Raw genomic sequence first — 13053 nt, 5'->3', positions numbered from 1 at the left:
CTAAAGTCATCCTGGTAAAACCAAAGCACCAGCAGCGTCACTCCTAAGATAGAGACACAAGCTCCAAGGACTGTTTTGGGGCGTGGTTTTACGGCATTCATTAGGGTTGACCATGAACGTACTGGTGGTAGATGTCGGCGGCAGCAACGTCAAGATTTTGGCCACAGGTGAAACCGAAGTTCGCAAGTTTCCCTCTGGTTTAACGATGACGCCAGAGGCGATGGTGGCGGGGGTCAAAGACCTGGCGGGTGACTGGGCCTACGACGTGGTGGCGGTGGGTTATCCCGGCATGGTGCGCAATGGGGCTGTGGCTAAAGACCCCCAAAATTTGGCCCCTGGGTGGGTAGGATTTGACTTTGAAACAGCCTTTAACTGCCCGGTGCGCTTGATTAATGATGCGGCGATGCAGGCGCTGGGAAGCTATGAGAGCGGCACTATGCTGTTTTTGGGCCTGGGGACGGGGCTGGGGTCAGCCATGGTAGTTGAGGGGATAGTGGTGCCCATGGAACTAGCCCATCTCCCCTACAGAGAAGGAACCTACGAGTACTACCTGGGCAAGCGAGCCCTGGAGCGCCTGGGCAAAAAGAAATGGCGGGGGTATGTGAAAACCTGTGTGGGCCAGCTGATTACTGCTCTACAGCTCGACGACGTGGTCATCGGCGGCGGTCAGGTCAAGGTGCTGAAGGAACTACCGGCGGGTTGCCGCCCTGGCCACAACAGCTATGCGTTTACTGGCGGGTTTCGGCTCTGGGAACCAGGCCGAGAGCGTTTTTCTGTGACTGCTTAGGTCAACCTCATAATTTATGGCCGGGGTGCTGTTTGTAGGTGTTTAAGTACTCAAGGGCACAGGGGCATAAGCACCGATCAGGAGCGATCGCATCGCGTTGCGATCAAGGCCAAACCATTCTTTGAAAAGGTTTCCAGCCTACTAGCGCTAAACGTCATTTTATCCGTATTTCTACGGATATGACCGCAAGGTTTCATCAAAGTATCACAGACTACCCACGGTGAATTCGTAGTTTCTTGCCAGTCCGTTGCGTATTCTAAAGGAGATCTCCCAGAAGGTGATTTACTCACCTCCGTGTGTTCCCTTTTATGGATAATTATCCGTTTCGTCGTCTTGTTTTGCCCGCGCTGCTGGCCTCTAGCGCTGGATTTGCAGCCTTCACCTGGCCAATAGACTCCGATCGCGCTGCGCAGGTTGCAGAGCGGCTGCTCCAGCCCCTGAACCGCTGGGTTGACCCAACTCTGACTACCGCTCACCACAAGGAATTTTCGATTCGCTATGGCGGCTTTGCTATTTTATCGAGCGTAGCAATTGGGATTGGTACCGCTGGGGCGATGCGCACCCGTCAGGGACGTGGACAGCCTCCCCAGGGCTTACGTGATGGGGGGCAAATGGCTTTGGGGGGCGATCGCCCCGCAGCCGATCCCCTAGACACCCTAGATTCTATTGACCTCGCGGTTGTCAGCGATCAAACGGCGTCAGCTGACACCGCCCTCGACTGGGTCAGCCTGCTGCATACAATCCCTGAAAACCATACTGAATCGAACCTGCTGTCTACGGCCATAGATGAGCATGCGCTGTACCACATTCAAGGAGTCGATCAGCGCCGCTGTTTGGCCCTTGCCGTTGAGGGCGAGTATTACCGCTACTACCGCAACCGACCTGACCTAGACAAGGCTTGGGCTCTGGTTCAGCAACTTCAGCAGCAGGGCAAATCTGCGATCGCCACCTGGGATGGCAACGGCTACGTGGTGTGGGTGCATCAGCCCGAACGACCGCAGCAAATCATTCCCTGGCCGCAGGCCACCGGTTAGGGGTGAAAGCCCAATAGGCAAAAATCGGTTGATCCCTAAGGATGTTTGTAGGCAATGTTGAGCAATACACAGGCATGAATCTCAAAACGCTAGAAAATCTTTGGACGGCCTTTGTGGAGGGCGAGCGAGACTTTACCGGCATAAATTTAGCTGGGGCCGACCTCAACCACTGGAGCTTATCCCGGGTTGACTTTTGGGGCGCTGACTTTAGCGGAGCAAACCTCACCCAAGCCAACTTTCGCCGGGCGAACCTCAAGCAAACCCAGTTCTGCAATGCCAAGCTGGTGGGGGCTGACCTGCGCTGGGCCGACCTGCGAGAGGCCGTCCTCACCGGGGCCGACATGGAGGATGCCCGCCTAGAGGGGGCACTCTACAATGCCCAAACCCAGTTACCAGAAGGATTTGACCCAGGGCAGGCCCGCATGTGGAGTTTAGAGCCTGGCGCTACCCTGGCGACTAAAGATTTGCGAGAGCGCGATCTGGGGGGGACTGACTTAACTGCTGCCGATCTCAGTGGGGCACTTTTGGTCAACAGCCAGCTGTTTGGAGCGGTGTTGAGACGAGCCAATTTGCTCAGTGCCCTGGTTGGCGACAGCGACCTACGCTACGCCGATCTGAGCCAGGCTACGCTAATGCTGGCCGACCTGCGGGGAGCCGATCTGCGCCACGCCAACCTGAGCCAGGCCAACCTAATTGGCGCTAACCTGCGGGGGTGTCAGCTGGCCGAAATCACCCTAGAGGGAGCTCTCTACTCTGACAGTACCCAGTTTCCTCGCGGTTTTCAGGTGCCTGACGGTCTGCACCGCCTGGCTCCGGACGCATCGCTGGGGGGCGCTGATCTCAGCGGCGCGAGGCTGACCGGCATAGACCTGCGCGGGGCCAATTTAGCCGGGGCTAACCTGATGCACACCGACCTGTGGGGGGCCTGTTTAGCCAACGCTGACCTCAATGGGGCGAACCTACTGGGGGCCAACCTCTTGGGAACCGACCTAACCGGTGCCAACCTCAACCAAACCAACCTGATGCAGGCCATTATCGCCATGCCAGGAGATATGGCCGGGCTGGCTGCGTTCAACAGCCAGTCGGCCTAGGGGCTGAATAGGGAGCGAAGATAGGGCTTGAGGTGAAGGAATGCTTAAATCCTGGTGCCTGAAATCCTGGGCCGCTGCTTACAACAGCGTCATCTGGCTGCCGTCACCCGGTAGCGCTTCGTCGTAGCCCAGGTGGCGGCGAGCGGCGGGGGTGACGACGCGACCCCGAGGGGTGCGCTGCAGGTAGCCAATTTGCAGCAGGTAGGGTTCGTAGACTTCTTCAATGGTTTGGGGATCTTCGCCCGTGGAGGCGGCCATGGTGTCGAGGCCGACGGGGCCACCGCCAAAGTTTTCGATCATGACCGACAGCAGGCGGCGATCGGTCCAGTCAAGGCCGCAGGGGTCAACGTTAAACAGCTCTAGCGCTTCAGCGGCGAGGGCTGCGGTAATGGGGCCCGCCATTTTAACTTCGGCGTAGTCGCGCACCCGCCGCAGCAGGCGGTTGGCAATGCGGGGGGTGCCCCGGGCGCGGCGGGCAATTTCTTCGGCTCCGGCGGGTTCGATGGGGGTTTTGAGGACGTCGGCGGTGCGCAGCACAATGGGCTTGAGTTCGTCGATTTCGTAAAAGCGCAGCCGCTGGATCAGGCCGAAGCGATCGCGCAGCGGCGAACTCAGCGCCCCTACCCTAGTTGTCGCCCCTACCAGCGTAAACGCGCACAGCGGAATGCTGCGAGTGCGGGCCGACTGTCCCTTACCAATGGTGATATCCAGCCGCGAGTCTTCCATGGCCGGGTAGAGAATTTCCTCGGTGACTCGCGGCAGTCGGTGGATTTCGTCGATAAACAGCACATCGCCGGGCTTGAGGTTCACCAGCAGCCCGGCAATATCGCGGGGCCGCTCCAGTGCCGGAGCGGTGGTAATTTTGCAGGTTACCCCCATTTCCTGAGCCAGAATGAGCGCCATAGTAGTTTTGCCCAGCCCTGGCGGCCCGTATAGCAGCAGATGGTCGAGGGGTTCTTGGCGCGATTGCGCCGCCTTAATGGCAATGTCCAGGACCTCCTTGAGGGAAGCCTGACCAATGTAGTCTTGCAGGCGCTGGGGCCGCAGAGTGTCTTCGGGGGCAGTGGCCGCAGGGGCCGGGGGAATGGTGTCGTCCCCTACGCCTTCTACATCTTCAGGCTGCACTTCTCCACCCTTGACCAGGGAGAGCAGTGGCTGCACCTCAGCGGCTTCGGTGGGCGGTGCTGACGGTTTAGACTTAGCCTTTTTGGGCTTGGCCGAGTCATCGGCGGTGTGAGAAGAAACAATGGCCATAGAGGAGCCTTAGAGGCGGCCCCCCTATGATACTGTGGTGCATTTGCACTATCAAGCCGTGGCTAGCCCTACAGCAGAATGAGCAGCCCCAGACCAAAGCCCAGCATTCCTAAAATCACTGACCCCAGGCCAGCATCTTTAGGTTCTGGGGGAATGCTCAGGTCTTTTTCAAAGTCGCATTTGAGGCAGTGATACACCGTGGGCTTGTATTCCACAATGCTGTGAACACCGCACTCGGGACACTGCACGCTGGGCGGGGTGAGGGTAGATACAGTCATGGCTACACACCTAATGGGTAAACGGGCAACCAGGGAAACCTCGGCCAGCTAGGAGATCACATCGCCAGCTGAGCCAAAGGTTCACTTTGATCAACAGCAGGGAACACATCTCACAGCATGGAACAGATGTCCTGGTTGCGCGAGGGGAAAAACTTCTGAAAAATTCTGCTCTTAATTCAGGAGTTGCCTCGCTGGCCCGCAGCCCAGGGGTTACCGTCGCCGCAGCCACATCAGCACCGCCAGGCCCAGGCCGATTAGCGGCAGCACCAGCAAGGCAAACACCCCAAGCCCAATCTGCTGCTGCACAGTGAGGGTGATGCGGCGATTAGTGACTTCGCGGGGGCGAATGGAGAGGGTAGCGTCGGTCTGCTGCCCTAGCCAGCTGATGGCGTTGAGAAAGACATCGCCGTTGAGCTGCTGCTCAAACAGGCCATCGGTGGCAAAGGTGGCGTTGCCAATGACCACGAGGCGCGACTCTGGAGCGGGCTCATCTTCAGCGGGGGCAGCCGCGCCCTCGACGGGGCGGCTGAGGGCGACTCCGAGAGTGTAGGGGCCAGAGGGCGGCGCGTTTTCGTCATACTGAAGCTCGCCCTCGGTGGAGAGAGCCTCGGCCCGACTCTGGGGATTGCTCTGGAGGAGAGGCGTTGCCGTTACACCGGGTACCTCTTCAACATTGACCGGACGCACCAGGGGAAAGAACGATCGCCCACCGCCGAAGTCGCGGGTGATGGGGTGGTCACCGTAGTCAGTGACCAGGGGGGCAGCGGGGCCAAGACCAACCAGCTGGCCACTGCCGGAGGTGTCGAGCACGATGCGATCGTCGAGGGTGACGCCCCAGGGGTCGAGTAAGCTATCCAATCCGGGGCTGGTGCGCGGGTCGATCAGCAGCATGAGACTGCCGCCGCCATTGAGATAGGTTTGCAGAGCATTGACCTCGGCCTCAAAGAATTCGGCGGCGGGGCCAGCCACCACCACCACGCTGGCATCATCGGGCACAGCGCTGGTCTGGGAAAGATCGAGGGGTTGCACCACGGCGCTTTTGTCTTCTAAGGCAGTTGCGGCCTGCAAGAAGCCGGTGTCGCTGCCGTCGATGGTGAACTCCTGGTGGCCCTGGGTGAAGTAGACGGTGAGGGGGCGATCGCTCACCACCTGATCCAACGCATTGGTCAGCGTGCGCTCTGACAGTCGTTCCGTGGGGCTGACATTCTGCAAAAAGCGGCGGGTCTCTCCGCTTTCGACAAACACCATACCGGTTTGGGTGGCCCCAAAATCTTGGGCCAGACGAGGATCGTTGTAGGGGTTGACGTAGTCGAAGGTAAACTGTGGCCCGGCCTGGCGGTAGCTTTCGAGCAGCTGACGGTCTTGGGGATTGGGCAGCGGATCGAATACGACGACGCGGGTGGGGTTTTCTAGGGTTTGCACCACCTGCTGAGACTGCGGGGCAAGGGTAAAGATTTGGTTCTCGGTAAGGTCTACCCGGCTGGCATAACGCACGGCCAAAAAGTTGACCAGGGCCAAAATGGCCAGCACTGCGAGGGTAGACACCAGGGCATTGGCCCCCGCCTCGGTGGAGCGCTGAGCCCAAAATCGTCCCTGGCCGTAGTTGCCCAGCACCAGGCCAACCAGCAGTAAGCCAATGCCCCCCAACAGCAGCCCCGCAGGCAGCAGCGTCCACCCGGCGACAATGCCCGCGATCAGGCCTGCGGTAACTAGAGCCAGTCCCGGCAGGGCCAGATATTTCAAATACTTTTGGTAGGCCGCAAACGATTTCATCGCCATTACCCGCTACTACTAACCTGCTGACGTTAAATGGACTAATTGGGCGCTAGGATCGCTGGAACCGAAGGGTTTCGATGGATTGAGCCGTGAGGTATAGCCCTAGCCCAATAAATGAGAGAAATAGAATGAGACCGCCCGTGTCAAAAATGCCTTCGGTGAAGTCGGTGAAGTGCTTGAGTAGGGAGAGATGGGCGATCGCGCCCCCCACCACCCCCGGCAGCCCCTGGGCCACCGCATCCACCAGCCACAGCAGCAAAATCAGCGCAAAGGTCATAATTGCTGCTAGCACCGTGCTCTCCGTCAGCGACGAGATGAACATGCCCAGGGCCAAAACGCTGGCCGCCAGCAGCACCAGACCCAGGTGCGACAGCAAGAATACTCCCGACCCGGTCGGGGGCTCAGCGGCTCCCAGGGCGATCGCCTGACACACCATCAGCGGCAGCACCATGGCAATGTAGAAGCTCACCACCGCCAGCAGCTTGCCTAGGGCCACCGCCCAATTGGTTACCGGCGAAGTCGCCAACAATTCCAGCGTGCCCTGCTTGCGCTCGTCGGCATAGAGCCCCATGGAGAGCATCGGCAGCACAAACATCGACAGCGACCCCAGCAGCCCCACATAGGCTTTGTTGAACTCGTAGGCCACATCGAAGGGGGGCGAGGGGGGCATCCCCATCTGCACTGCCTGGTCGGCCATGGCTGCCTGGGCCAAAATGCCCTGCGGCCCCAGCAAAATCGCCACTAAAAAGAAGCCCCCCAGCAGCCAAAATACGGCGGCAATGACGTAGGGCAGGGGCGAGGCGAAGTAGCTTTGCAGCTCGCGCTGGTAGATGGCGAGGATGTTTTTGAAAAGGAGGGTCATGGGGGGAGGAAGTGGATGGATTTTGGATTGGGGATTTTGGATTTTGGATTGGGAAAAGAGGCTAACCCGCAAATCCAAAATCTAAAATCCAAAACGGCTAGGCTTCGGATTCTTCTGGCGTTGGTTCGACTAATGGGAGTTCGGCGGTGGGTGCTTCGAGCGGTGCCGTTGCTCCCGTCGCGGGTTCGGTGGTGGTGAGGTTGAGGAAGACGTCTTCGAGGGTGGCCTGCTGGCGGCGCAGCTCGTGGAGTTCGAGGCCAGCGTTGACGAGGGCGGTGGACATAACGGCCCCCAATGCGCGATCGGCTTCTGCACTCACCCGCAGCCGGTGGTGATGCTCCGGCAGGTGCTCTAGCCCCAGCAGGGTGACCTGGCGCACGGGGGACAGCTCACTCAACAGGCGCTGGGCTCTATCCACATCCCCTTTGATCTCCAGTTCGTAGGCCGATTCGCCAGAGAGACGAGTGGTGAGGTTGTCGGGGGTGTCGGTAGCGACGACCTGGCCGCGGTTGATAATGGTGACACGATCGCAGGTCATGCTCACCTCCGGCAAAATGTGGGTGGAAAGAATGATCGTGTGGCTACCCGCCAAACCCTTGATCAGCTGCCGCACCTCGTTGATCTGGCGCGGATCCAACCCCACCGTCGGCTCGTCCAAAATAATCACTGGTGGGTCGTGGATAATGGCTTGAGCAATGCCCACCCGCTGCCGGTAGCCCTTTGACAGCTTGCGAATCAGCACCTTGCGCTTGTCGAGCAGACCGCAGTGATCCATCGCAATATCGGCTCGCTTTTGGCGCAGGTCAGCGGGCACACCCTTAATTTTGGCCACAAAGTTGAGAAAACCCTGCACCGTCATATCGGGATACAGCGGCGGCGACTCGGGCAGATAGCCAATCCGCTGCCGCACCGCCATCGAGTCGGTGTGTACGTCGTACCCTGCCACTCGAGCCGTGCCTTCAGAGGCTGGCAGGTACCCCGCCAAAATTCGCATCGTGGTGGTTTTACCCGCTCCATTCGGCCCCAAAAAGCCCAGGATCTCCCCAGGCTGCGCCCCAAAGGTGATGTCTTGAATGGCCGTGGTAGACCCGTAGGTCTTACTCAGGTGCTCAACTTCGATCATGGGTGTAAAACCGCCAGCAAACCAGTGGATATTGTACTGCTGATTACAGTAGCGATTTTTCCTCCCATTGCGTTTAAGTCGCCAAATCTGTTTGCCCCCTCATCTTCCCCATCTCCCCCGCCCCTCGCTCGCTACCCTCCACTACAATGGCCAAGTCTATTGGGCTAAAGGCGATCGCTTAGAATGGATTTATTCAAGCGTCAGGTGTGGATCAACTTCCTGGGCTTGCTACCCGGTAGCCCAGTTATTGTTTTAGCGATCGCTGTCGCCTTTCTGAGGTTTTATGACGAACAAGACTTCCGATTCCTCAGCATCATCGCCCAGCCCCAAACCTGGAGCAACCGACTCACTGTGGCAGCCCTCCTGGCTGCACTGGCTAATTTCGGCGTTGAGTGGAACCGTCGAAATCGAGAAACAGACAGCTTGGCTGAAGAAGCACAACGAAGAGTTGAGGCAAGAGAACGCGAGGCTGAGAGAGCAGAACGCGAAGCTTGAAGAAATCGACAGGAAGCTCGAAGAAATCGACAGGAAGTACGCTACCAAAAAGCCCAAATCCGATACCAACTAGACCCCAGTGAGTCGAACCGACAAGAGCTGGAATCAGTGTTGGCAGCGTTGGAAGAGTATGAGCAGACTCTAGACGAAGCGCTCAGTTCCTGACCTTAGGGCAAGGCTGAGGATCTCGGGTTGCCAGAGAGCAGTGGTCGATAAGACAGGGCTGTTGATAGGCATCCTCAGTTTCTAAGGGCGGCGGCGGCTGGCCAAAGATCATTTCGCAGCTGAAGTCTTCGAAGTTCGGAACCATGGTCAAGGGAATGCCGAAGTCTTCGGCGAAAAAGCGTTGGGTGGGCAGCTTGCACATGTTGACGCACATGCCGACGCAGCGGCTTTCGTCTAGATAGCGGCATTTTTTGATATGCACACCGCTGCGCTGCTGTTGTATTCGTCCCCGTTCGTCAGTAAATTCTACGGTTTTGACTTCGCAGGGGCCGACCAACCACTCAAATAGTTGCGCGGCGAACCAGGCGTTGAGTTCGCATACCAGCTGAGTGGGCGAAAACAGGTTGCGAATCAGCCACAGAACCTGTCTGGGCACTAGGGATTTCAGCACTACCGCTACGAGAGCCTGCTGCTGCTGGGCGTTGCGCCCCTGCATGATTTGCGTGGATAAATCGACAAAGCCGTCGTAGCCGCTGCGGGTGGTGTCTTTGCCCACGGCCTTGGCCATCTTGCGGCTAAATAGCCAGATGAACAGGCGATCGCCCACACTATCCTGATAAACCGCTTTTTCTGAGGTAGGGCCAAGGCCCGTAGCCGGGGGCGACGCCATAGGAAATTAGGAATAAGTACTTACTCCAGGATAGCCCCTAGGGGAATGAGCTGACAGCACCAGCGGGGCTCAGTCGGCATTGCTGCCCGCAAACTGCTTGGCGTAGAACTGGGCGTAGCGGCTCTGGTTAGCCAGTAACTCGCTGTGGGTGCCCGCTTCGATCACCCGACCCTTTTCCATCACCAGAATGCGGTCGGCGTCGCGGACGGTGGCGAGGCGGTGGGCGATGATGAAGACGGTGCGATCGCCCATCAATCGCTCCAATGCTTCCTGCACCAGCGCCTCAGACTCGGCATCTAGAGCCGAGGTGGCTTCGTCGAGAATTAGAATGCGGGGGTTGAGGAGCACAGCTCGGGCGATCGCCACCCGCTGCCGCTGCCCTCCCGAGAGGTTGACCCCGCGTTCCCCCATCCAGGTGTAGTAACCCTGAGAGAACTGGCTGATAAAGTCGTGGGCATTGGCAATGCGGGCGGCGGCTTCCACCGCTTCGATATCAAAGTCTTTTTGGCCAAAGGCAATATTTTGGGCGATCGTGCCCGAAAACAGCGTGGTCTCCTGGGGCACAATGCCGATCTGCCGCCGCAGGCTGCGCAGAGTGACGGTGGCCACATCCACATCATCAATAAAAATTTGGCCCGTCTGGGGGTCGTAGAAGCGGGGCAGCAGGTTGACTAGAGTTGACTTACCTGCCCCCGAAGACCCCACCAGGGCTATTTTTTCGCCGGGGAGAGCCAGCAGGTCAAGATTTCGCAGTACGGGTTCGTCGGCCTCGTAGCCAAAGGTGACATTGCGGTACTCCACCCGCCCAGTGACCTTGGGCAGGTCGGTGGCCGTGGGCAGCTCGCGCACCGCGGGTTCGATATCGAGCAGCTCGATGACGCGGTCAACAGAGGCCTCGCCCTGCTTAAACTCGCCGTAGTTAATAATGACGTGGTTCACCGGGTCGATCAGCATTAGCGCCGCGACTACATAGCTGCCAAAGGAGGCCCCAGTCAGGTTGCCCTGGGAGATTTGCCAGGTGCCCACCAGCAAAATCAGCATCACCACCACGGCGTAGGTAAAGCCCACCACCGGATACTGCACCGCCTGAAGCCAGGCGGCCTTGTACTTGGCCTGGCGGTTTTTCTCGGCCTCTTGGGTAAAGCGCTCGACTTCATAGTCTTCGGCGGCGAAGGCCCGCACCAGACGAATGCCGCTAAATACCTCAGTCACCAGCGACGATAGGTCAGAGACCAGATTTTGGCTTCGCCGTGAAAACGTCAGCATTTGTTCCCCAAACCAGCCTGCCAGAATGGCCAGAATCGGCACCAGCACCACCGCCGTCAGGGTGAGTTGCCAGTTGAGGTAGACCATATAGCCCAGCACCACCACGAGCTGCAGCACCGAGGGCAAAAAGTCGTGGAACAGCTTTTGGACGACTTCGCCAATGCGGTCAATGTCTTCTGTCAGTCGATAGGATAGATCTCCCGTTTGGCTGCGTTCAAAGTAGGTGAGGCTCAAGCGGTGAATGTGGGTGTACACATCTCTGCGCAGATTGAAGGCCACCTCCAGGGCCGCCTTAGCCATCAACGAGTCTTGAATGTATTGACCAATTTTTTGTAGCGCAAACCCAGCCATGGTGATGGCAATAAAGCGCAACACCACAGGTACATTGCCTGCCGCCAACTGCTCCAGAATATTTCCCGACAGCCAGGCCAAGATAGGCCAGAAAGAGACAAAAATAACGGTGCCACACAGCGCCTGTGCGATAGTGCGCCACTCGCGCCGCACGTAGGGAGCAAGCGTCCAGTAGTTGGAGCTTTGGGGGGGGCGCTCGGGGTTCAAGGGCAAAACCTTTGCAATGGCGTAACTTTTCACCACGCTACCAGGTTTAGAGTGTTCCAGGTAATACCGCGTCTAGGGATTTGGCCAGAATGCTTGGGCCGAGGGCCGTTACGTCCTCTAATTGAAATTCTCAATGTGGGTTAGCTGGAATACTCTTGTTGGGCCAAATCGGCATTTGGCGTCTGTGCCCATCGGCCCAGCGGGGCAAGACGCCACCATCTGCCCGACGGAGCAAGGCACTACAATCGTCCCATGGCCTATGTTTGGGGGATATGTTGCGGATGCCCACGGTTATTGTTGCCACCGGAAACCCCGGCAAGCTGAAAGAGATGCAGGTGTATCTAGGCGAACTGGGCTGGGAGCTTCAGCTGAAGCCCGATGCCATTGATATAGAAGAGACTGGCACCACGTTTTTAGAAAATGCTCGGCTCAAGGCAGCAGGGGTTGCTAAGGCCCTCGGCCAGTGGGCGATCGCCGATGACTCGGGCCTAGAGGTGCACGCCCTCGACGGTGCCCCCGGCATCTACTCGGCCCGCTACGCTGCCAGCGACCAGGCGAGAATCGATCGCCTACTGAAGGAATTGGCCGAAGCTAGCGGGGGACAGAGTGATTCCGGAACCGAACGCAGCGCTCAGTTTGTCTGCGCCCTGGCCCTCGCCAACCCCCAGGGCGACATCGTGCTAGAAACCGAGGGCGTTTGCCCCGGCGAAATTTTGTTGGAGCCGCGCGGTGCGGGGGGCTTTGGCTACGACCCGATTTTTTATCTACCCGCGCTGGGCAAGAGCTTTGCCGAGATGTCGCCCGAGCAAAAAGACGCGAATAGTCATCGGGGCATTGCCTTTGGTCAACTGATGCCTCAGCTCAAGGAATTAGCTCTATAACGACTATCCCGAGGATGCTCAGACCTGACGGGGCATCCTCGGGATAGTTTTGAGACGCTGACGGTCATTGCCTTTGCCCGTTGGATCTGGGCTTTGACCATCGCGCTTTGGGTTATATGGTCGCCTAGACCTAGGCTTCCCGATTGAGGAAGTCTTGTAGCTGCCCCAGAGCGGCTCGACCAATGTTAAATACGGCCCAGCTTCCAGCCACGATAATTGGCAGTAGAACGACAACAACACGCCAGTCCATAGGGCATAGCCTCCTAAATGGGTTTTGCTTAAATACTTGTCACAATTTTCTCATAATGTACACCACCTGGGGCGATCGCGGGCAGAGAGATTTTCAGCTTTCAACCGGGTCAGTCTCTCAAAACCACAGGCCCCGGTGCCATGACCTGCCCAGATTTAACCCGAGCTGCTCCAAGCCTGAACGTATGCTCAACTGCCTGGCGGTGCTGGGCTGTGCCATAGGCTTGGCTTATGGGAAGAAGTACAAATGTCGATGAAATTCCTTCCGTTTTGGTGAATCCACCCCGTCAATAGCCAGCGGGATATAGCCTTGTTTATGCCTTGGTGTAGAGAGTATCTCTTTTTGTTAAGCGTAGTATTAAGAGTAGTCAGTCAATAGCAACGCCCGTTGTCGCCGATAGGAGTTAGTGGAGTCGTTGCTCAGCTGGCGCTATGTGTTGGTTGTGTGTTTGTAGATGAGATGGCTGACCAGTAGGGTCGGCGACAAGAGGCTTTATAGAACTAGTTTTCTGTTGTAGTTCGGCCTTCGGCTGGAGATTTTTTGCGCCGTTCTAAATTCTGATT

Annotated in this window: 13 protein-coding genes; 5 read left to right on the top strand and 8 right to left on the bottom strand. The window is 57.9% G+C overall.

The window, feature by feature from the left end; genetic code table 11:
• Positions 1–112 precede the first annotated feature (112 nt).
• The 3 genes from VB780_RS21055 (at position 113) to VB780_RS21045 (ending at position 2912) form a co-directional block, all read left to right on the top strand.
• Positions 113–787: an ROK family protein gene (locus tag VB780_RS21055; RefSeq protein WP_323353143.1), complete on the top strand. Its 675-nt coding sequence runs from the start codon at positions 113–115 to the stop codon at positions 785–787.
• Between the two features lie 308 nt (positions 788–1095).
• Positions 1096–1821 carry a hypothetical protein gene (locus VB780_RS21050; protein WP_323353142.1) on the top strand — a complete coding sequence of 242 codons (726 nt, stop codon included), beginning with the start codon at positions 1096–1098 and terminating at the stop codon, positions 1819–1821.
• Between the two features lie 74 nt (positions 1822–1895).
• On the top strand, positions 1896–2912 hold the full coding sequence (locus VB780_RS21045; protein WP_323353141.1) for a pentapeptide repeat-containing protein: 1017 nt from the start codon (positions 1896–1898) through the stop codon (positions 2910–2912).
• A 78-nt stretch (positions 2913–2990) separates the two neighbouring features.
• On the opposite strand, the gene ruvB is transcribed toward VB780_RS21045, so the two are convergent.
• The 5 genes from ruvB to VB780_RS21020 form a co-directional block, all read right to left on the bottom strand.
• Positions 2991–4166, bottom strand: a complete 1176-nt coding sequence (ruvB, locus tag VB780_RS21040; protein WP_323353140.1) for a Holliday junction branch migration DNA helicase RuvB — start codon at positions 4164–4166, stop codon at positions 2991–2993.
• Between the two features lie 68 nt (positions 4167–4234).
• Positions 4235–4444: a hypothetical protein gene (locus VB780_RS21035; RefSeq protein ID WP_323353139.1), complete on the bottom strand. Its 210-nt coding sequence runs from the start codon at positions 4442–4444 to the stop codon at positions 4235–4237.
• A gap of 210 nt (positions 4445–4654) precedes the next feature.
• Complete coding sequence (locus VB780_RS21030; protein ID WP_323353138.1) at positions 4655–6217, bottom strand: GldG family protein; 1563 nt, start codon at positions 6215–6217, stop codon at positions 4655–4657.
• A gap of 52 nt (positions 6218–6269) precedes the next feature.
• Positions 6270–7082, bottom strand: coding sequence for an ABC transporter permease (locus VB780_RS21025; protein WP_323353137.1), 813 nt, complete (start codon positions 7080–7082; stop codon positions 6270–6272).
• A gap of 97 nt (positions 7083–7179) precedes the next feature.
• Positions 7180–8205 carry an ABC transporter ATP-binding protein gene (locus VB780_RS21020; protein WP_323353136.1) on the bottom strand — a complete coding sequence of 342 codons (1026 nt, stop codon included), beginning with the start codon at positions 8203–8205 and terminating at the stop codon, positions 7180–7182.
• A 283-nt stretch (positions 8206–8488) separates the two neighbouring features.
• On the opposite strand from VB780_RS21020, the gene VB780_RS21015 reads away from it, so the two are divergent.
• Positions 8489–8773 carry a hypothetical protein gene (locus tag VB780_RS21015; protein WP_323353135.1) on the top strand — a complete coding sequence of 95 codons (285 nt, stop codon included), beginning with the start codon at positions 8489–8491 and terminating at the stop codon, positions 8771–8773.
• A gap of 81 nt (positions 8774–8854) precedes the next feature.
• On the opposite strand, the gene VB780_RS21010 is transcribed toward VB780_RS21015, so the two are convergent.
• Both VB780_RS21010 and VB780_RS21005 read right to left on the bottom strand, forming a co-directional pair.
• Entirely contained in the window at positions 8855–9535 is a 681-nt protein-coding gene (locus VB780_RS21010; RefSeq protein ID WP_323353134.1) for a DUF4033 domain-containing protein, read from the bottom strand.
• A 69-nt stretch (positions 9536–9604) separates the two neighbouring features.
• Positions 9605–11359, bottom strand: coding sequence for an ABC transporter ATP-binding protein (locus VB780_RS21005; protein WP_323353133.1), 1755 nt, complete (start codon positions 11357–11359; stop codon positions 9605–9607).
• 281 nt (positions 11360–11640) lie between these two features.
• On the opposite strand from VB780_RS21005, the gene rdgB reads away from it, so the two are divergent.
• Positions 11641–12240, top strand: a complete 600-nt coding sequence (rdgB, locus tag VB780_RS21000; RefSeq protein ID WP_323353132.1) for an RdgB/HAM1 family non-canonical purine NTP pyrophosphatase — start codon at positions 11641–11643, stop codon at positions 12238–12240.
• A gap of 130 nt (positions 12241–12370) precedes the next feature.
• Here the strand turns inward: rdgB and VB780_RS20995 are convergent, their stop codons facing one another.
• Positions 12371–12490, bottom strand: a complete 120-nt coding sequence (locus tag VB780_RS20995) for a photosystem II protein Y (RefSeq protein ID WP_275336595.1) — start codon at positions 12488–12490, stop codon at positions 12371–12373.
• Positions 12491–13053: the final 563 nt, after the last annotated feature.

Origin of the sequence: Leptolyngbya sp. CCNP1308 (genome assembly GCF_034932455.1) — a bacterium.
Taxonomy (GTDB): Bacteria; Cyanobacteriota; Cyanobacteriia; order Phormidesmidales; family Phormidesmidaceae; genus Nodosilinea.
The sequence above is the reverse complement of the archived record's forward strand: the minus strand, read 5'-3'. Positions and strand labels throughout refer to the sequence as shown.

Excerpts from the sequence above, each read along its gene's own strand:
- VB780_RS21055 (WP_323353143.1), top strand. The coding sequence starts at position 113 with ATGAACGTACTGGTGGTAGATGTCGGCGGCAGCAACGTCAAGATTTTG.
- VB780_RS21050 (WP_323353142.1), top strand. The coding sequence starts at position 1,096 with ATGGATAATTATCCGTTTCGTCGTCTTGTTTTGCCCGCGCTGCTGGCC.
- VB780_RS21045 (WP_323353141.1), top strand. The coding sequence starts at position 1,896 with ATGAATCTCAAAACGCTAGAAAATCTTTGGACGGCCTTTGTGGAGGGC.
- ruvB (WP_323353140.1), bottom strand. The coding sequence starts at position 4,166 with ATGGCCATTGTTTCTTCTCACACCGCCGATGACTCGGCCAAGCCCAAA.
- VB780_RS21035 (WP_323353139.1), bottom strand. The coding sequence starts at position 4,444 with ATGACTGTATCTACCCTCACCCCGCCCAGCGTGCAGTGTCCCGAGTGC.
- VB780_RS21030 (WP_323353138.1), bottom strand. The coding sequence starts at position 6,217 with ATGAAATCGTTTGCGGCCTACCAAAAGTATTTGAAATATCTGGCCCTG.
- VB780_RS21025 (WP_323353137.1), bottom strand. The coding sequence starts at position 7,082 with ATGACCCTCCTTTTCAAAAACATCCTCGCCATCTACCAGCGCGAGCTG.
- VB780_RS21020 (WP_323353136.1), bottom strand. The coding sequence starts at position 8,205 with ATGATCGAAGTTGAGCACCTGAGTAAGACCTACGGGTCTACCACGGCC.
- VB780_RS21015 (WP_323353135.1), top strand. The coding sequence starts at position 8,489 with ATGACGAACAAGACTTCCGATTCCTCAGCATCATCGCCCAGCCCCAAA.
- VB780_RS21010 (WP_323353134.1), bottom strand. The coding sequence starts at position 9,535 with ATGGCGTCGCCCCCGGCTACGGGCCTTGGCCCTACCTCAGAAAAAGCG.
- rdgB (WP_323353132.1), top strand. The coding sequence starts at position 11,641 with ATGCCCACGGTTATTGTTGCCACCGGAAACCCCGGCAAGCTGAAAGAG.
- VB780_RS20995 (WP_275336595.1), bottom strand. The coding sequence starts at position 12,490 with ATGGACTGGCGTGTTGTTGTCGTTCTACTGCCAATTATCGTGGCTGGA.